15 protein-coding genes are annotated in these 17756 nt (G+C 58.8%); 8 read left to right on the top strand and 7 right to left on the bottom strand.

Annotated elements, in window-relative coordinates:
- The first annotated feature begins 318 nt into the window (after positions 1–318).
- Positions 319–786, top strand: a complete 468-nt coding sequence (locus tag IEI95_RS11920; RefSeq protein WP_156537097.1) for a protein kinase — start codon at positions 319–321, stop codon at positions 784–786.
- Between the two features lie 299 nt (positions 787–1085).
- Here IEI95_RS11920 and IEI95_RS11915 read toward each other — a convergent pair whose 3' ends face one another.
- Positions 1086–2192, bottom strand: a complete 1107-nt coding sequence (locus IEI95_RS11915; RefSeq protein WP_156533716.1) for a TRAP transporter substrate-binding protein — start codon at positions 2190–2192, stop codon at positions 1086–1088.
- 201 nt (positions 2193–2393) lie between these two features.
- Here IEI95_RS11915 and IEI95_RS11910 point away from each other — a divergent pair, with 201 nt between their 5' ends.
- Positions 2394–3158 (top strand): gamma-glutamyl-gamma-aminobutyrate hydrolase family protein, encoded by a 765-nt coding sequence (locus IEI95_RS11910; protein WP_156533714.1) that lies wholly within the window; start codon positions 2394–2396, stop codon positions 3156–3158.
- A 150-nt stretch (positions 3159–3308) separates the two neighbouring features.
- Here IEI95_RS11910 and IEI95_RS11905 read toward each other — a convergent pair whose 3' ends face one another.
- The 3 genes from IEI95_RS11905 to IEI95_RS11895 all read right to left on the bottom strand — a co-directional run bounded on the left by IEI95_RS11905 (position 3309) and on the right by IEI95_RS11895 (position 5957).
- The gene (locus IEI95_RS11905; protein WP_156533712.1) at positions 3309–4268 is read right to left on the bottom strand and encodes a 2-hydroxyacid dehydrogenase; all 960 of its coding nucleotides are present in this window, start codon (positions 4266–4268) and stop codon (positions 3309–3311) included.
- A 12-nt stretch (positions 4269–4280) separates the two neighbouring features.
- A complete protein-coding gene (locus IEI95_RS11900) occupies positions 4281–5306 on the bottom strand; it encodes a LacI family DNA-binding transcriptional regulator (RefSeq protein WP_015917142.1) in 1026 nt (341 codons plus the stop codon).
- 108 nt (positions 5307–5414) lie between these two features.
- Positions 5415–5957: a MarR family winged helix-turn-helix transcriptional regulator gene (locus IEI95_RS11895; protein WP_156533708.1), complete on the bottom strand. Its 543-nt coding sequence runs from the start codon at positions 5955–5957 to the stop codon at positions 5415–5417.
- Between the two features lie 89 nt (positions 5958–6046).
- On the opposite strand from IEI95_RS11895, the gene IEI95_RS11890 reads away from it, so the two are divergent.
- From IEI95_RS11890 to IEI95_RS11875, 4 genes are all read left to right on the top strand, one after another.
- Positions 6047–6868 carry a creatininase family protein gene (locus IEI95_RS11890; protein WP_156533706.1) on the top strand — a complete coding sequence of 274 codons (822 nt, stop codon included), beginning with the start codon at positions 6047–6049 and terminating at the stop codon, positions 6866–6868.
- 48 nt (positions 6869–6916) lie between these two features.
- Complete coding sequence (locus IEI95_RS11885; protein WP_156533705.1) at positions 6917–8029, top strand: CobW family GTP-binding protein; 1113 nt, start codon at positions 6917–6919, stop codon at positions 8027–8029.
- Positions 8030–8084: 55 nt separating this feature from the next.
- A complete protein-coding gene (locus IEI95_RS11880; RefSeq protein ID WP_156533703.1) occupies positions 8085–9071 on the top strand; it encodes a WD40 repeat domain-containing protein in 987 nt (328 codons plus the stop codon).
- A 248-nt stretch (positions 9072–9319) separates the two neighbouring features.
- Entirely contained in the window at positions 9320–11125 is a 1806-nt protein-coding gene (locus tag IEI95_RS11875) for a methyl-accepting chemotaxis protein (RefSeq protein ID WP_156533701.1), read from the top strand.
- A 125-nt stretch (positions 11126–11250) separates the two neighbouring features.
- On the opposite strand, the gene IEI95_RS11870 is transcribed toward IEI95_RS11875, so the two are convergent.
- On the bottom strand, positions 11251–11952 hold the full coding sequence (locus IEI95_RS11870; protein WP_015917148.1) for an OmpW/AlkL family protein: 702 nt from the start codon (positions 11950–11952) through the stop codon (positions 11251–11253).
- 468 nt (positions 11953–12420) lie between these two features.
- Here IEI95_RS11870 and IEI95_RS11865 point away from each other — a divergent pair, with 468 nt between their 5' ends.
- Together IEI95_RS11865 and IEI95_RS11860 are read left to right on the top strand one after the other, a co-directional pair.
- Entirely contained in the window at positions 12421–14001 is a 1581-nt protein-coding gene (locus IEI95_RS11865) for a phospholipase C (protein WP_234891040.1), read from the top strand.
- Between the two features lie 25 nt (positions 14002–14026).
- On the top strand, positions 14027–15391 hold the full coding sequence (locus IEI95_RS11860) for a cytochrome-c peroxidase (RefSeq protein WP_156533697.1): 1365 nt from the start codon (positions 14027–14029) through the stop codon (positions 15389–15391).
- Positions 15392–15597: 206 nt separating this feature from the next.
- Here the strand turns inward: IEI95_RS11860 and IEI95_RS11855 are convergent, their stop codons facing one another.
- Both IEI95_RS11855 and odc2 read right to left on the bottom strand, forming a co-directional pair.
- Positions 15598–16188 carry a GNAT family N-acetyltransferase gene (locus tag IEI95_RS11855; protein WP_015917151.1) on the bottom strand — a complete coding sequence of 197 codons (591 nt, stop codon included), beginning with the start codon at positions 16186–16188 and terminating at the stop codon, positions 15598–15600.
- A 79-nt stretch (positions 16189–16267) separates the two neighbouring features.
- Entirely contained in the window at positions 16268–17401 is a 1134-nt protein-coding gene (gene odc2, locus IEI95_RS11850) for an ornithine/lysine decarboxylase (protein ID WP_015917152.1), read from the bottom strand.
- Between the last annotated feature and the right edge of the window lie 355 nt (positions 17402–17756).

Raw genomic sequence — 17756 nt, 5'->3', positions numbered from 1 at the left:
GAGCGTCGGCAGGTTTATCAAGCCCGTCGCTTTAAGCTCCGGGCGTTCGCTCCTGCAATCGATTCACTGGATCGATTGCTCTGCTTCGCAGACCGTCACTCACCCCCTCAGCCATAGGTTTGTGGCTGAGGCGGTGGACCATGACTATATGGTTCCCCACACCACCATTCTTTGGCGTCGGGGAGGCCTTGGCGTATGTCCAGAGCTTCGGCTTAAAGGCCAAGGCAGTCGTTTCTACGCGGCTTTCGAACTCCCCGATCACCAGAGGGCAAAATCCTCCGGTGGTCGCTTGTCTCACAAGTGCGGGAGGAATGGACAATGGCCGATTACAATGTCTGGGCCGATCTTTTCAGGACATGGCAATCCACGTCCGATTGGATCAAGGCAGTCGCAATCGTCACGCCACCGGCGTTTGCGATGGGTGCGCTTGCATTGCTGCTGCGCTATCGGCTGGCGGCGCAACAGAACCTGTCCCGCACCTACCATCTGCTGGAGCCGCCTCAGCACTCAGCGCAACCGCCCGAGATGATCGACAGCACAGCTATCGATGCCGCCACCGATCTTCAAAACCGATTGGAGGAAGCGCGCCGCACGCTGATGCAACAGGGCCGATCCCTGGCGGGAAAAGCGGAGCATAAAAACCCCGAAACCCGGCAGCAGATTGAACAGATCATCCTTGAAGAATACCGCCGCAAGTCCGACCCAGCGGATGCGCTTGCCCGGGTTCGGCAATTCGTGATCGATCAGCGAAGGTCGCAGGATCATCGTTCCGAAGCGGAGGATTGAGGGCGTCGAGTTTGTCAGATTCAGATTGAATCAGAGTATCAACACAAACATTTTCATCCGCGGTCACCCCCCTCTGCCCTGCCGGGCATCTCCCCCTCAAGGAGGGAGATCGGATAGACGCAGCCGCTCGTTTCAACGGATAAATTAGCAATTTCAGGCGCTCACAACCGATGATGTTCAGCAACACGACGGCTCCTTGTCGATCTCCCCCCTTGAGGGGGAGATGCCTGGCAAGGCAGAGGGGGGGTAAACCCCGCGGAAAGACGCGAATATTCACACGATAAGCAAGCGCAACAACCCTACAGCTTGCCGCCGCGCTGCTGGATCATCATGAACGTATCATAGGTATATTCCGCCAGTTGCATCCACAGATAGGCTTCCTTCTTGAAGGCGACCTGATCGTCGTAGACTTTCTTGAAATCCGGGTTCTTGGCGGAGATTTCGGCGTAGACTTCCATGGACGCTTTGAAGCAGGCGTCGAGAATGTCCTGGCTGAACGGTTTCAGCGTGGTGCCTTCCGAGACGATCTGCTTGATCGCGACAGGGTTCTTCAGGTCGTATTTCGCCATCATATTGGTATTGGCGAAGGCGCAGGCGTCCTGCAACACGGTCTGGTAGGATTTCGGCAGCTCGTTCCATTTGGCGAGATTGACGAAGGCGTGGATGGCCGGGCCGCCTTCCCAGAAGGCGGGGTAGTAGTAATATTTGGCCACCTTGTAGAAGCCGAGCTTGTGGTCGTCATAGGGGCCGATCCATTCGGCGGCATCGATGGTGCCTTTTTCCAGCGCCGGGTAGATATCCCCGCCAGCGATCTGCTGCGGCACGCCGCCCAGCTTTTCAATGACTTTGCCAGCCAGACCGGCAATGCGCATTTTCACGCCCTTGAGGTCATCGACGGTGTTGATTTCGCGGCGGAACCAGCCGCCCATCTGCGCGCCGGTATTGCCAGCCACCATGCCGTAGAGATTGTGCTTGGCGTAGAATTCGTTGAGCAGCGTATTGCCATTGCCCTGATAGAACCAGGCATTGGTAAGCCGCGCATTCAGCCCGAAGGGAATGGCGGTGCCAATCGCAAAGGTCGGGTCCTTGCCAACATAGTAATAGGAGCAGGTATGGCACATTTCCACCGTGCCCGCGCCAACCGCGTCGGCAGCCTGCAAGCCGGGCACCACTTCGCCCGCCGCAAACACCTGGATGGTAAAATTGCCATCGGTTGCTGCCGCCACGCGCGCTGCGATATCCTCAGCGCCGCCATAAATCGTGTCCAGCGATTTGGGGAAGGACGAGGTCAGGCGCCAATTGATTTTCGGTGCCTGCTGGGCAATGGCGGGTGCCGCCAAGGCAATAGCGCCGAGCGAGCCGGCCCCTGCGACACCGGCCTTCTTCAAAAATCCACGACGATCCATAGAGTCCTCCCGATTGAATGCTGATTCCCCTTACCATTCCCCTCCAGGAAGGCAATTCGAAGGTAATCATGTTGCCAGGGCGGTGGCAAGCGGGCAGCCTTATCAGTTTAGGCTAAAGTTGAATACAGATGAGGCCTATCGTTGACTTGGACAGCAAACGGCGCAAAACAGATGCTCAGAACCGCTATTCTGGAGCCTTTGATGACCAAGCCGCTTGTCGCCATTCCCGCCGATTTCCGTGCCATTGAAGGGTCCAATTGGCATTGCGTGCTGGACCAATATGTGAAGGCGACGCTGACCGTGGCCGGGGCCATGCCGGTTATTATTCCCGCTCTGGAAACCGGCGCGGATATCGAGGCGGTGCTGGACCGGGTAGATGGCGTGGTGATTTCCGGTTCGCCCAGCAATGTCCATCCCTCGCTCTATGGCCGCGACGCCAGGGATAGCGACGGCCCGTTCGATCACGCCCGTGACGCGACCTCGCTGCCGCTGATCCGCCGCGCCATTGAGCGTGGGATTCCGCTGCTGGCGATCTGCCGGGGTATCCAAGAGTTGAACGTGGCGCTGGGCGGCACACTGGCCTCGGAAATTCAGGATCAGCCCGGCACCTGGGATCATCGCAAGCCGCCGACCGATGACCGTGACCTCGCCTATTCCATCCGCCAACCGGTGGAGGTGCGCGAAGGCTCCTGCATCGCCCGCTATCTCGGCACAACAGGGACGATCCAGATCAATTCCCTGCACCGCCAGGCGATTTCCGATCTCGCCCCTCGGCTCCAGGCCGAAGCGCTGGCCGATGACGGCACAATCGAGGCCGTCTCTGTTATCGATGCCAAGGGCTTTGCTGTCGGCGTGCAATGGCACCCGGAATATTGGGCGGAAACGGATGCCCCGTCCCGCGCGCTGTTTGAAGCATTCGGGGCGGCGGCAAGGGAGTATGCGGCAGTGAAATCCAAGGTCGCTTAATAGTGGCGACACCACTTCAAACGTGAATACGGTGCGTTTCGCTTGGCTTCGCCCCCCTCATCCCCCTGCCGGGACCTTCTCCCCGATGGGGAGAAGAGACTGCAATCAAAACCTGATTTTCTTCCTATCTCCGCTCCCTGCTTACAGCGCTTACCGCTTCACGGGTGTTTCCGGCACCGGTGTCTTGACCGCACCGTTTTCAAACCAGCCGATCAGGTTATCCGCCACCAGATCGGCCATGGCATTGCGGGTTGGCACCGAGGCGGAGGCGACGTGCGGCAGCAGCGACACATTGGGCAGGTCGAGAAATTCCGCCGGTACTTTCGGTTCCGCGTAGAACACATCCATCCCAGCGGCAGCAATCGTGCCGTCCTTCAAGGCTGAGATCAGAGCCGGTTCATCGACGCTCCAGCCACGCCCGACGCTGATGAAAACGCCGTTCGGCCCCAGCGCCTTCAGCACGTCGGCATTGATCGCCTTATGGGTCTCAGGCGTTTTCGGCACGATGCAAATCAGCGTATCGACGGCTGCGGCCAAATCCGTCAGCGAGGCATGGTAATCATAGGGAACGCCGGGCTTGGGGCTGCGGGTATGGTAGCTGATCTTCACCTTGAAGGGTTGTAACCGGCTGGCGATTTCACCACCGATCCGCCCCAATCCGTAAAGCCCGACATGGCGGCCCCGCAGCGACAGCGGCGACAGCGGGAACGGTCCCTCATTCTGCCAGCGCCCGGCCCGCAGATAGCTTTCCGCCTGATGGAACTGCCTGATCGTGTTGAGCAGCAGCGCAATCGTCGTATCGGCCACTTCATCATCCAGCACGTCAGGCGTGTTGGTAACGATAACATTTTTAGACGCAGCTTTTGCCACATCCACCCCGTCATAGCCGACGCCGAAATTGGCAATGATTTCCAGCTTCGGCAGGCTGTCGATCAAGGCGCCCGGCACGGCACCGGCAATGGCAATGCCCCGCACGCGGGCGGCGTCAGCATCGCTTAACGCAACCGGCTGTCCGGGCGGGGTCTGCACCAGTTCGAAGCCAGGCTGCAAACGTTCCAGCACGCGCGGATGAATTTTTCCGGGAATGAGAATTACGGGCTTATCGGTCATAGGATCAAATCTCTATTCGTCTCGATGTTTAACGGGGCCAGTCGATTGGCGGATACGCATTTCAGGCTTGATCAGGTGAATACCATCAGGCTCATGACTGCCCGCCAGCTTATCCAGAAGCGCGCGCGCCGCAAGCCTGCCCACTTCCGCCTGTCCGTTTGACACAGTGGTCAGTGCCGGCGTGGCAATAGAGGCTTCCTCCAGGTCGTCGTAGCCGGTGACGGATATATCGCGGCCCGGCACCAGCCCGGCACGCGATATGCCATTCATCAATCCGATAGCGACCAGATCGTTCCAGCACACCGCCGCCGTCGGCTTTTGTGGCAGCGACAGAAAATTCACCGCCGCCTCGAAACCACCCTGTTTGGTGCGCGGTCCGGGAAGGCGCAGATTGGGATCGACGGCAATGCCCGCCTTGCGCAAGGCGTTGACATAGCCCTGATAGCGGTCGCGCCCCGTCGAGGTTTGATCGGTGCCGCCAACCATGGCGATGACGCGGTGGCCAAGGCCGATCAGGTGGTTGGTGGCCAGCGAAATGCCGTAGCTGTCATCGCCGCGATAGGTCGGAAGGGCCAGCCCGTCCATGGAACGGGCTATCAGGATGGCGGGCATGCCGTTGTCTTCGGCCAGCATCACATCCTCCGGCGGTGAGCCGATGGCAGGCGACATGATCACCCCGTCACCGCCCAGTTGCAGCAGTGTTTCAATGAAGGTCCGCTGCTTTTCCACCGAATCGTAATGGTTGGACAGAATGAACGTCTGGCGGCTGCGGTCCAGCTCGCTTTCAATGGCTTTCAGAATTTCGCCGTAAAACGGGTTCATGATGTCATGAACGACAACACCGATAATGCCGGAGCGCGAGGTACGCAGGCTGGCGGCGCGACGGTTATAGATATAGCCAAGCAGCCGTGCCTGGTCCTTGATCTTTTCGCGCGTATCTGCCGCCACCAGCGGACTATCGCGCAAAGCGAGCGATACCGTGGCGGTAGACAGGCCGAGACTTTCGGCAATGGTCGATAGTTTGATCTTTTGCGCCACGGCTCCCCCCCTCTGCCGGACGTGAACAGGCCGGCTTCAACGCATTTAAACAGTTTAATTAAAACGTTGAACGCGCCATGGCAAGGGCAGATGCACGGGCTCCTTCGATCAGTCAGCCAGGGGTTCATCGACCAGGTCGGGCCGTTGTGCGTCGGCAGGCGCCAGTAGATTGGCATCGATGGCGGCAAGCAGTTTCATCAACACTTTCACCTGCTTGCTGCTAAAGCCACGGGTAGCATGGCGCTCCACCGCAACATTGGCATCGGCGATCTTTTCCACCGTGGCCCGCCCCATTTCTGTTAGGAACACTTTCGTCTGGCGGCCATCGGCATCCGAGCCGCGCCGTTCGACAAAGCCCTGCGCCTCCATGCGCCCGATGGTGCGGGTCATGGTCGGCGCCTTGACGCCCAAGCGCTGCGCCAGAAGGCCGGGCGTCAACCCTTCCTCCTCAGCCAGCAGCAGCACCACGCCCTCCTGCCCGGAATAGAGCCCGCTGCCGGTCAAAAGCCGCGTCTGCACCGTGCGAAAACTGCGTGACGCCTGGGTGATTGCCATGCCCAACTCGCCACTCAAGCCAAGTTTCGCCTGTTTCACCTCGTCTTTGGACTTGCCGGATTTCTTCTTTTTCTCGGTCTTATCTTTTTTAGCCATGCTACCCCCGCGGTCGAAAGAAAGTGCTGTTGTCACAGGCGCTCATGTCACGCATATGATGCATAGACAAAAACAGGCCAGTAAACCAGATGTCCCATCCAGAACCACATTTCGAGCGCAACGATCCGGCCCTTACGCCCGCCGACAGGGCAGGTTGGATTGCTGTTCTGCCGCTCGGCGCCCATGAACAGCATGGACCGCATCTGCCTTTCGAGACCGACACGATCATCGCACAAGGGGTCGTGGACCGGCTGATCCTAGCACTGCCCGACACCCTGCCCGTCACCTTTCTGCCCGTCGAGCCGGTCGGCTATTCCGTCGAGCATATGGATGTATTCGGTACGCGCACGCTTACCTTTAACGAGGCCGTGGAGCGCTGGCTCAGCATCGCCGAAACCCTGAGCGGCCAAGGCATTCGTAAGCTGATGATGCTCAACGCCCATGGCGGCAATTCGCCCTTGATGACCGTGGTCGCCACCGAAGCGCGCATCCGTTTTTCGATGCTGGCTGTGGCCACCAGCTGGACGCGCTTCGGCCAGCCGGAAGGCCTGATCCGGCCTGAAGACAAGGCCATCGACATTCATGGTGGCGACATCGAAACTTCGGTCATGCTCGCATTGCGTCCAGACCTGGTCGCTATGGACAAGGCTCAGAATTTCTCGTCACGGCAAAGCGAGTTTGCCGCCCGTTTCACCCATTTGCGCGCCTATGGCCCGCATGCCTTCGGCTGGAAAATGGCGGACCTCAATCCGCTAGGCGTCGCCGGAAATGCCAGTGCGGCAACGGCAGAAAAAGGCGAAAACCTGCTTTCCCATGCCGTTCACGGACTTGTGGAGCTCCTGTGGGATATCCATGACTTTGATATCGAGAAAGCCTTTGAACTGCCACCCCACTCGTCCTATATGGGGTAATATAGTTACAGGGCGGCGCGATGCTGCCTTCCAATCATCGAGGTTCCCATGAGTGAAGCAGCCGTAAAACCCACACCCGTTACCGTGCTGACCGGCTATCTCGGCGCAGGCAAGACCACGCTTCTCAACCGGATTCTGTCGGAAAACCACGGCAAGAAATACGCTGTCATCGTCAATGAATTCGGCGAAATCGGCATCGACAATGATTTGATCGTCGAATCCGACGAAGAAATCTATGAGATGAACAATGGCTGCGTCTGCTGCACGGTGCGCGGCGATCTGATCCGGGTCGTCGAAGGACTGATGCGCAGGCCTGACCGTTTCGACGGTATCATTGTCGAAACCACCGGCCTTGCCGATCCGGTGCCTGTCGCCCAGACCTTCTTCATGGATGACGATGTGCGCGCCAAGACCGAGCTGGATGCCGTCGTTGCCCTTGTGGATGCCAAGCACCTGCCGCTGCGCCTCAAAGACAGCCGCGAAGCCGAAGACCAGATCGCCTTTGCCGATGTCGTTGTTATTAACAAGGCCGATCTCGTCACCCATGAGGAATTGCACCGGATCGAGGATATCGTCCGCGCCATCAATCCCTCGGCCCGGATCTACACCACCACCCGCTCTGGCGTAGACCTCTCGAAAGTGCTGAACCAGGGCGCCTTCAACCTGGAACGGGCGCTGGAAAATGATCCGCACTTTCTGAGCCATGAGGACGACCATGTCTGCGGCCCTGATTGCGACCATGACCATGGACACGATCATCATCATCACGACCACGGGCATGACCACCACGACCATGATCATGGGCATGACCATGGTCATGGACATCACCACCATGACCACGGTCCCTCGCCTATTCATGATGTGACCGTCACTTCGATATCGCTACGCGGTGGCGAAATGAACCCGGATCGCTTCTTCCCCTGGATTCAGAAGGTCACGCAGACCGATGGTCCGAACATCCTGCGCCTGAAGGGCATTATCGCCTTCAAGGGCGATGCCGAGCGCTATGTGGTGCAGGGTGTTCACATGATTATCGAGGGCGACCACCAGCGTCCCTGGAAAGATGGCGAAAAGCATGAAAGCCGCCTGGTGTTCATCGGCCGGGAACTGGACCGAGAAAAGCTGGAAAACAGCTTCAAGGCCTGCGAGGCTGCAGCATGAAGCTTATCCCTTCCCTGCTGCCAAACCCTGACAACCATACCGGAAAGACTGCCTGATGCCGACTGTTGCCCCGCTCGATCTGGAAGGCCACGTACTAACCGCGGCCTTCCTTGGAGACATTCCGGTTTTCGTCACAGCGGCTGGCGCCGTTCACCGTCTGGATGGCGGCGAGCAGGTCACCGAAACCGGGTCGGGCCTGCTGACCGCCATCAAGGACGACCATAACCAGACGCTTTTGACCGGCGGCGAGGACGGCAAAGTGCTGCGCATCGCTCATGATGGCACGGTCACAGAGCTGGCGCACGCGCCGCGCAAGTGGATTTCCGTGATTGCAGCCGGGCCGCAAGGCGCGGTTGCCTATGGTTATGGCAAATCCGCCTTTGTGCGCTTGGCAAGCGGTGTGGTGCACACCTATGAGGAGGAGCGCTCCGTCGAGGGTATGGCCTTTGCGCCCAAGGGCTTGCGCATCGCCATTTCCCGCTACAATGGCGTGACGTTGCGCTTTGCGGCAGCCGAGGGCAAGCCAGTCGATCTGGAATGGAAGGGCGCCCATACTGGCGTCAGTTTTTCGCCCGACAACCGTTTCGTCGTCACCACCATGCAGGAAAATGCCCTGCATGGCTGGAAGCTGGATGGTGCTGGCAGTGATACCCGCCATATGCGCATGACCGGCTATCCCGCCAAGGTGAAGTCGATCTCCTGGTCGGCCAAGGGCAAATGGCTCGCCTCTTCCGGCGCCCCCGCTGCGATCGTCTGGCCCTTTTCCTCCAAGGACGGCCCGATGGGCAAGGCCCCGCAAGAGCTGGGCACACGCGCCAATATCATGGTCACCCAGGTCGCCTTCCATCCCGCAGAAGATGTGCTGGCCATCGGCTATATTGACGGCATGGTGCTGGCGGTGCGCCTGGCCGACAGCAAGGAGGCGCTGCTGCGCCGCCCAGGCAAGGGCGCCATTACCAGCCTGGGTTGGAGCGCCAGCGGCAAGTTGCTGGCCTTCGGGTCTGAAGCTGGCGATTGTGGCGTGATAGATATCTCCGGCTGATCCGAAGTAGAAAGACAATCAATCCGAGAAAACCAGGGAATTTTCCCTGGTTTTTTATTGTCGAAATGAATTTATTTAGAATTTTAATGAAGCCATAACCAAGCATAAACTAAAAAAACATACCTTTTGAAATGCTATTGAAAAATAAGAACTGTGTTCAACTTTAGGCCATAACCTCGTCACATCCCTCGGCGTCCTCGTCCGTGTGATCTGCTCCTCACCGACACCAATTTCTGCGGACGATACCTATGAAACTCAGCATATCCTCTACAGTGATTATTTCCGGCGTCATTCTCGCCGTGGGCGTCGTCGTCACACTTGCAACGGCTATGCAGACCCTACAGAGGCTAAAGGTGAATGGACCGATCTACCAGCAGATCGTCGACAGCAAGGATCTGATCGCCGATATTCTACCGCCGCCACTTTATGTGGTTGAAGCGTATTCCCTGAGCAATGAGGCAGCACTGCACACCGAAGTCGCTGCCACCAATATCGATCGCCTGAAATTGCTGAAAAGCCAGTATCAGGAGCGTCGGGACTATTGGAAAGGTACGACACTACCCGATACGTTGCGCAGCAAATTGCAGCAGGACGTTCTGGTCAAGGGCGATGCATTCTGGGCGCAGATGGATCAGTCCGTCGTTCCGGCCCTGACCGGCCAAAACCCGCTTGAACTGAAAACAGCCCTCACCGAATTGAAAACGCGCTTCCATGTCCATGAAGCCGCCGTCAACGAACTTGTCGATATGGGCAATGTGTATGGCAAGAGCCGCGAAACCGAAGCTGCCGCCGAGACCGCATCGCGCGAAACCATCAGCTATGCGCTGGGGGGTACGCTGATCGCGCTTAGCCTTGCCTCCATTCTCATCGTTCAACGCCGCGCCCTGTCGCCGCTGCGCCATATGACCACGGCGATGACCGCCATGGCCCATGGCGATCTCGATACGCCTCCTCCCTATGCGACCCGCACCGATGAAATCGGCGAAATCGCCCATGCGCTGTCGATCTTTCGCGATGCCGGCCTGGAAAAGCGCCGCCTGGAGCAGGAGGCCGATGCCAGCCGCGCCAGCACGGAAGAGCAGCGCCGGCAGCGTGAGGCCGAGCGGGCCGCCGAGGCGCAAGCCCTGCGCCGCGTGGTCGAAGAACTTGGCGACGGTCTGCACCGGTTGGCCGAGTGTAACATGCGCACCACGCTAGACACGCCGTTCGATGCCCGTTTCGACACTCTTCGCAGCGATTTCAACGACTCCATCCTGACGCTTCAGACCACTCTAAAGCAGGTTCTCGATGAGACCGGTTCTCTGCAAACCAATAGCCGCGAGATGCGGGACGCCGCCGACAGCCTGGCCAAGCGCACCGAGCAACAGGCCGCCGCCCTTGAAGAAACCGCAGCAGCGCTCGAAGAGGTTGCCTCGACCGTGAAGGCCTCCACCACAAGAACCCGCGAAACCCGCAGCCTGGTGAGAGATGCCCGTGACTGCACGACGGCCTCCAATGAGGTGGTCAACAATGCCATTACTGCCATGCAGCGGATTGAGAGTGTCTCCGGTGAAATCGGCACAATCATCGGCGTGATCGATGAGATCGCCTTCCAGACCAACCTTCTGGCGCTGAATGCCGGTGTGGAAGCGGCCCGCGCTGGGGAAGCCGGCAAGGGCTTTGCCGTGGTGGCCCAGGAAGTGCGCGAACTTGCCCAACGCTCGGCAGGTGCCGCCAAGCAGATCAAAACGCTGGTGGATCGTTCCAGCACGGAAGTGGCAAGCGGCGTGAAACTGGTAGGAACCGCTGGCGATGCCCTGACCCAGATCGGCGGCTTTGTCACCAAAATCGATGATAATATCGATGCCATCACCAAGGCCGCAGAAGAACAGGCTATCGGCCTTCAGCAGATCAGCAGTTCGGTCAACAGTCTCGACCAGATGACCCAGCAGAATGCTGCCATGGTCGAAGAAACCAATGCCATCAGCCAGACGCTGGCCGACGGCGCCATCTCGCTGGCAGCCCTCGTCAATCGCTTCCAACTGCCGGCAACCCCCATGGCCCGGGCGGCGTGAGACGAACGGCGATCGAAAGATCGTCTTTCCTGCAAGCCAGTCTTCGACCTTTACCCAAATCAAGCGCTCAGAAACAAAAATGGCGGCCACTTTAGCCGCCATTTTCCTATGTATCTCGATGAGGTTTAGAAGCGGTACGTCACACCGGCGCCGATCAGCCATGGATCGAGCTTGGCAGTGCCCTTGACCTTGGAGCCACCAACGGTCGCTTCGAAATCCGGACGCAGATAGTATTTCTTGACGTCGAAGTTGACGCCCCACTTGTCGTTGATCATGTAGTCGAAACCGACCTGCACGGCAGCACCAAAGGTATTCTTGACATCGAGCTTGGTGGCGGAACCGGTCGCCGACTGATTGTAGAACATCGTATAGTTGACGCCCGCGCCAACATAGGGCTGGAACTTGCCGAAGTCCGTGAAGTGATATTGCAGCGTTACCGTTGGCGGCAGGATCCAGACCTTGCCGAGCTTGCCCAGGCTACCGATTGAGCCCCCGGCATTGACGTTCGCTGACGTCGTGCCGAGAATGAGTTCGGCAGCGATGTTGCGATTGAAGAAATAGCTGAAATCGACTTCCGGCGTGACGCTGTTGCTGTAGGACAGATCGGAACCACCAATGCCATCCACCGAGCCGCCATCATTGGGTACCACGGCCAGCGCACGGGCGCGGACCTGCCAGGGGCTGTAGGGCGTCAGCAGCGATTCGGCTTGCGGAGCGCTTGCCGCCGGTGTCAGATCCGCCGCAGAGGCCAGAGGCGTCGCCAAAGACAGCGATGCGAAAGCAAGGGGCGCAAGCGCTATCAAGCCAAGGGTGCGGTTCGTTGACATGTCATCTCTCCTTTATCGATTGATCAGCAGGTCCCCCTGCTGCATTGCAACCGATTATCGGTGACCGGACACCACCGTCCTTGAGACAAATCAAGAAAAGACAACCTTACGACAGGCCGCCAGTATTCAAGGATGAAGTGTGGCTTCCATGCATCATCTTTTTGATTTCTATCAATTTTTCTTCGAACAAGACCACCCTCCAACCAGACCTCAAAGAGGTGGCCCACATGCTCGTGTCAAACGGCAAAGGAAGGGTTATTTTTCATCGCCGCTACCTATCACCCACTTGTGAGTACCCGGGCGGCGATTGGAGCGAGACAAGTCCTATTCCGTCACGGAACTGTTAAAAACGCTTCCTATCGTCTTGCCACTCCGCCCATGTCAGCTTCCCCACCGCGGATCCTCGTAAAGGATATGGTCATGCCTCTTCATCCTCGGCAGCGAAACATGTGTGCCGGTTCAATTCTCATGTCTGCGTCTCTCTGTCTCATCCCCACCGCCCCGGCGGCGGCTGAGGTCAATACGGCAACGCCGATCAAGCATCTGGTGGTGATCTTCCAGGAAAACGTCGCCTTCGACCATTATTTCGCGACCTATCCGAAAGCTGCCAATGTCGAGGGTGAGCCCGCCTTTACCGCCGCGCCGCAGACGCCTGCGGATATCGATACGCTGGCCCATGCCGGCCTGCTGGAGGACAATCCCAACAAGACCAATCCGGGCAATGGCCCCGATGCCACCGCCCCATTCCGTCTCGATCGCACCCAGGCGGCCACCAATTCGCAGAACCATGGCTATACCGCCGAACAGGCCGCCTATGACAATTTCGCCATGGACCTGTTTCCCGCCAATACCGGGCGCGGCACCAAGGGCGCAGCCGGTGCCTTTGGCACCAAAGGCCAGGTCATGGGCTATTATGACGGCAATACCGTTACGGCGCTGTGGAACTACGCTCAGAATTTTGCCCTGAACGACCGATCTTTCTCCACCAATTTCGGCCCCTCGACCCCCGGCGCCATCAACCTCGTGTCCGGCCAGACCAATGGCGTGACCCTGCCGCCCGGCTACACGCTGGAAAAGGATGGCACCTATGCCAAGGGCGAAGTCGTGCCTGATGGCAATGGCGGCTGGACGATGATTTCCGATCTCGACCCCACCGGCGATGTTTGCTCGAAAGGCCAGACAGCCCTGATGACCGGCCGCAATATCGGCGACCTCCTGAACGACAAGGGCCTGACCTGGGGCTTTTTCGAGGGCGGCTTCGATCTGACGCTCAACAATCCCAATGGCACGACCGGTTGCAAGCGCACAACGACATCGGCAATCACCAAGGTCGATGAAGTCGATTACATTCCCCATCACCAACCCTTCCAATACTATCCCTCGACCGCCAATCCCCAGCATATCCGCCCGAGTTCGGTCGCCGCCATCGGCACCAGCCAGGACGGCGGCGCCAACCACCAGTATGACATCAATGATTTCTATGCGGTTCTGAGCAACGGCACTCTGCCCGCCGTCAATTTCCTGAAGGCGCCTGCCTATCAGGACGGCCATGCCGGTTATTCCGATCCGCTTGATGAGCAGGAATTCGTTGCCAATGTCGTCAACAAACTCCAGCAATCGCCAGAGTGGAAGGACACCGCCGTGGTATTGCTTTATGACGATTCCGACGGCTGGTACGACCATGCCCATAACGTCGTCAATCCGTCCAGCATTCCCGTCAAAGGCTATGATGTGCTTGACGGTGCGGCCTGCGGCACCGGAACGCCCTTACCCGGCGTCAATGGCCAGCCAGTCCAGGGCCGTTGCGGCTATGGCACCCGTCAGCCATTGCTGGTGATCTCGCCTTATGCCAAGCAAAACTATGTCGACCATACCCTGACCGACCAGACCTCGGTCATGCGGTTTATCGAGGATAACTGGATGGCGGGGCAAAGGCTGGGCGGCGGCTCCTTCGATGCCATTGCAGGCTCCCTGAACGGCATGTTCGATTGGTCCCATGCCCGCAGCGATACGCTGATCCTCGATCCGAAGACTGGCCTGAAAAGCTAAGCGGAGACACCGAGAGCGGTTGTTCATGGCAGTGTTTAACGAAAAATCCCGCCTGCCGCTGCTGGCGCTGGCCCTTCTGAGCCTTGCCTTCGCGGGCTTAGGCTGGGCGGCCCAGACATTGGCGGAAACCCCGACACAGGCCGAAACCGGCGCACCCGCCCAGCTCAGTGCCGTGGCACAATTGGGCAAGGCGCTGTTTTTCGACCAGAGCCTGTCTGGTAGCGGCAGGATGTCCTGCGCTAGCTGCCATGATCCCGCCCATCATTACGCCCCAGCCAACACACAGGCGGTACAGAGGGGTGGACCCGATCTCAACCTGCCGGGTATCCGCCCCGTGCCAAGCCTTGCCTACAAGATCGCCACGCCTGCCTTCTCTGTGGGCGTGGAAAATGCCGCCGAGGAGGCGCAGGAAGCCTCGCCGATGGCAGAAGCTTCCGGTACGGCGCTTGCCGCGCAAACTGCGGTGATCGCCGGGCCGGTCGCTGGCCAACCTCTCGTCAAAGCCGTGGCCGCCGCCAACAATGCCGTTCCCCAGGGTGGCATGTTCTGGGATGGGCGCGCCGACAGCCTGGAAGACCAGGCACTGGGGCCGCTTTTATCGCCCTTTGAAATGGCCAATAGCGATGCGCAGGCACTCTATGACAAAATTAAAGCCGGATATGGCGCGCAACTGACGGCCTTGTTCGGCAAACAGGTGATGGAGGACCAATCCATGGCCTTGTCGGAAATCGGCTTTGCTCTCGCCCGCTATCAGGTGGAAGACCCGTCCTTCCATTCTTATTCCAGCAAATATGATGCCTATCTGCGCGGACAGGCGCAGCTTACACCGGCTGAGCAGCGTGGGCTCGCCTTGTTCGACGATCCGAAAAAGGGCAATTGCGCCTCCTGCCACCTGGATAAGAGGGGCGGCGACGGACAGATGCCGGCATTTACCGATTACGAATTCGAGGCGCTCGGGGTGCCGCGCAATTCTGATATTCCCGCCAATTCCGACAGGCTCTATTTCGATCTCGGCATTTGCGGGCCGATGCGCCATGACGAATTTTCCGCCCAGCCGCAAAATTGCGGGTTGTTCAAGACCCCTACCCTGCGCAATGTCGCCGAGCGCGGCGTCTATTTCCACAATGGCGTTTATCGCACGCTGGAGGAAGCCACGCGCTTTTATGTGGCCCGTGACACTGATCCGGCCAGCATCTATCCGAAAAAATCGGATGGCAGCATCGACAAGTTCAACGACATGCCAGACGCCTATCGCGGCAATATCGATGTGATCGATGCGCCCATGGACAGAAAGCCCGGCCAACCGCCCGCATTGAACGAGACGGAAATCAGGGATGTCGTGGCTTTTTTGAAAACACTGACCGATGGGTGGGGTGCGCAGCAACGCTAGGCCGCCGCTCTGCATTGCTGCGCACCATCCTCGATCTCACAGTCTATCCAATAATCGCCGCTGGCCGGCTGCAAATGGCAATTTCTGTGCTTCCGGTGCTCACGTACTTTGAGTACGCTCCGTTCCGGTTCTCGAAATCACCATTTTCGCCAGGCCAGCAGCAATTCTTGAACAGACTGGGACCGAGGACGTATTTCAAAAACTGCTTATGCCGCCTTGCGACGGGCCGGTGCGGTCAGCTTGCGGCCAGAAGCCGAGATCATGCCGACAGCGCCGTCCAGCCAGCCGTGGATCAGTTCCAGCGCCAGGAAACGGTCGCGAGCAAACGGTCCCGGCATGACAAGATGCATGGTTTTCGCGGCAAAAAAGCCGAAGCGCTCGTAATAAGCGGCATCGCCGACCAGAAGCACGGCACCGTGACCACGGCCCTTGGCTTCCATCAGGGCAGCGCGCATCAGCTGTGAGCCAACGCCCTTGCCTTCATGCGCGGCATCGACGGCCAGCGGTCCGAGCAGCAGCGCGTCGATAACCTGGCCTTCAGCGTTGACGCCAGCCTCAATATTCCACAGGCGCACAGTGCCGATCACATGGCCCTTGCGGTCACGCGCCACCAGCGCCAGCCCTTCAGCGGGCACACGGCCACGGCGGATCTTTTCAGACGACTTCGTGCGGCGGTCCGGCCCCATGGCGCGGTCCAGCAAGGCCTCGCGCGCCACGACATCGGCGGGAGTTTCAGCATCGATCTTGAAGGCAGGCTGCGCAAAAAAAGCGCGCACGGTGTTGATAACAGCGGTCATGGCGACCTCCTGTGCAAAAGAGCGTTCAAATGGTGAGAGAGCAATCCTGCCGGGGAAAATTAGCCCGGCAGGAGCACGATCAGATCACATAGGCTTTCAGCGGTTCGAAACCGTTGAACGCCACCGCCGAATAGGTGGTGGTATAGGCACCGGTGCCTTCGATCAGCACGTCATCGCCGATGGTCAGCGACAGCGGCAGCGGATACATGTTCTTTTCATACATGACATCGGCGCTGTCGCAGGTCGGACCAGCCAACACGCAAGGCTCCATTTCGTCGCCGTCATGGGCCGTGCGGATCGGGTAACGGATCGCCTCGTCCATGGTTTCCGCCAGACCGCCGAACTTGCCGATATCAAGGAACACCCAGCGATGGGCGTCATTGTCGGACTTCTTCGAGATCAGCACCACTTCCGCCTTGATCACACCGGCATTGCCAACCATGCCGCGACCAGGCTCAATGATGGTCTGCGGAATGTTGTTGCCGAAATGCTTCTTCAGCGATGCGTTGATGGCCTGGCCATAGGCTTCGGCAGAGGGAATGTCGCGCAGGTACTTGGTCGGAAAACCACCGCCCATGTTGACCATTTGCAGGTAGATGCCCTGCTTGGCCAGCTGTGCGAACACCCGCTTGGCATCGCCCAGTGCTGCATCCCAGGCATCGACCTTGGTCATCTGCGAGCCGACATGGAAGGACACGCCGAAGCTTTCCAGACCATGCTGGTGGGCATAGACCAGAACATCGACGGCCATCTGCGGCACGCAGCCGAACTTGCGCGACAAAGGCCATTCGGCACCCTCACCATCGGTGAGGACGCGGCAGAACACACGGGCGCCAGGGGCGGCACGGGCAATCTTTTCGACTTCCTCATGGCTATCGACGGCAAACAGGTTGATGCCGAGCGCATGCGCCTTGGCAATATCCCGTTCCTTCTTGATGGTGTTGCCAAACGAAATCCGCTGGGCGGTCGCACCGGCAGCAAGCGCCATTTCGATTTCGGCCACGGAGGCGCAATCGAAGTTGGAGCCGAGCGATGCGAGCAGCGACAGGATTGCCGGCTCCGGGTTTGCCTTGACGGCATAGTAGATGGCGCTGTCTGGCAGGGCGTGGCGGAATGCGCCATAATTATCGCGCACGACATCAAGATCCACGACGAGGCAAGGGCCTTCTGGACGCTGGGTGTTGATGAAGTCGAGGATGCGGGCGGTGGTCATGGCGATCCCTTCCATAGTAAAAAGGTTACCGGAACCCAAAAAGTTCCGGATGGACAAAGTGCGCCGAGACCTCGCTCGAAACCAGTCGGTGGAGACACTGGTACCGTACGAACGCTCTAACGCGGGCGATGGATCAACGCCCTCTTGCCTGAGAGCATTAATCCGCTTTGTCTGCCATGGATTGGTTGGGGAACCCGACCGCACTTCCGGCAATGATGGTGTGCCTCTTCAGTGACCCCGGCTGATGGAAAGCCGGCAGAGACTAGAAAGGCCCGCACCGTCGTTGCTTCAAGGTGTCCTCGCATTTCCCGGTTGGCCGGGATAACGACTGGAGGGGTTAATTCCAGGTACCTTA

It is taken from the genome of Agrobacterium vitis, from assembly GCF_014926405.1.
GTDB classification, from domain to species: Bacteria; Pseudomonadota; Alphaproteobacteria; order Rhizobiales; family Rhizobiaceae; genus Allorhizobium; species Allorhizobium vitis_H.
The sequence above is the reverse complement of the archived record's forward strand: the minus strand, read 5'-3'. Positions and strand labels throughout refer to the sequence as shown.

Excerpts from the sequence above, each read along its gene's own strand:
- IEI95_RS11920 (WP_156537097.1), top strand. The coding sequence starts at position 319 with ATGGCCGATTACAATGTCTGGGCCGATCTTTTCAGGACATGGCAATCC.
- IEI95_RS11915 (WP_156533716.1), bottom strand. The coding sequence starts at position 2,192 with ATGGATCGTCGTGGATTTTTGAAGAAGGCCGGTGTCGCAGGGGCCGGC.
- IEI95_RS11910 (WP_156533714.1), top strand. The coding sequence starts at position 2,394 with ATGACCAAGCCGCTTGTCGCCATTCCCGCCGATTTCCGTGCCATTGAA.
- IEI95_RS11905 (WP_156533712.1), bottom strand. The coding sequence starts at position 4,268 with ATGACCGATAAGCCCGTAATTCTCATTCCCGGAAAAATTCATCCGCGC.
- IEI95_RS11895 (WP_156533708.1), bottom strand. The coding sequence starts at position 5,957 with ATGGCTAAAAAAGATAAGACCGAGAAAAAGAAGAAATCCGGCAAGTCC.
- IEI95_RS11890 (WP_156533706.1), top strand. The coding sequence starts at position 6,047 with ATGTCCCATCCAGAACCACATTTCGAGCGCAACGATCCGGCCCTTACG.
- IEI95_RS11885 (WP_156533705.1), top strand. The coding sequence starts at position 6,917 with ATGAGTGAAGCAGCCGTAAAACCCACACCCGTTACCGTGCTGACCGGC.
- IEI95_RS11880 (WP_156533703.1), top strand. The coding sequence starts at position 8,085 with ATGCCGACTGTTGCCCCGCTCGATCTGGAAGGCCACGTACTAACCGCG.
- IEI95_RS11875 (WP_156533701.1), top strand. The coding sequence starts at position 9,320 with ATGAAACTCAGCATATCCTCTACAGTGATTATTTCCGGCGTCATTCTC.
- IEI95_RS11870 (WP_015917148.1), bottom strand. The coding sequence starts at position 11,952 with ATGTCAACGAACCGCACCCTTGGCTTGATAGCGCTTGCGCCCCTTGCT.
- IEI95_RS11865 (WP_234891040.1), top strand. The coding sequence starts at position 12,421 with ATGTCTGCGTCTCTCTGTCTCATCCCCACCGCCCCGGCGGCGGCTGAG.
- IEI95_RS11860 (WP_156533697.1), top strand. The coding sequence starts at position 14,027 with ATGGCAGTGTTTAACGAAAAATCCCGCCTGCCGCTGCTGGCGCTGGCC.
- IEI95_RS11855 (WP_015917151.1), bottom strand. The coding sequence starts at position 16,188 with ATGACCGCTGTTATCAACACCGTGCGCGCTTTTTTTGCGCAGCCTGCC.
- odc2 (WP_015917152.1), bottom strand. The coding sequence starts at position 17,401 with ATGACCACCGCCCGCATCCTCGACTTCATCAACACCCAGCGTCCAGAA.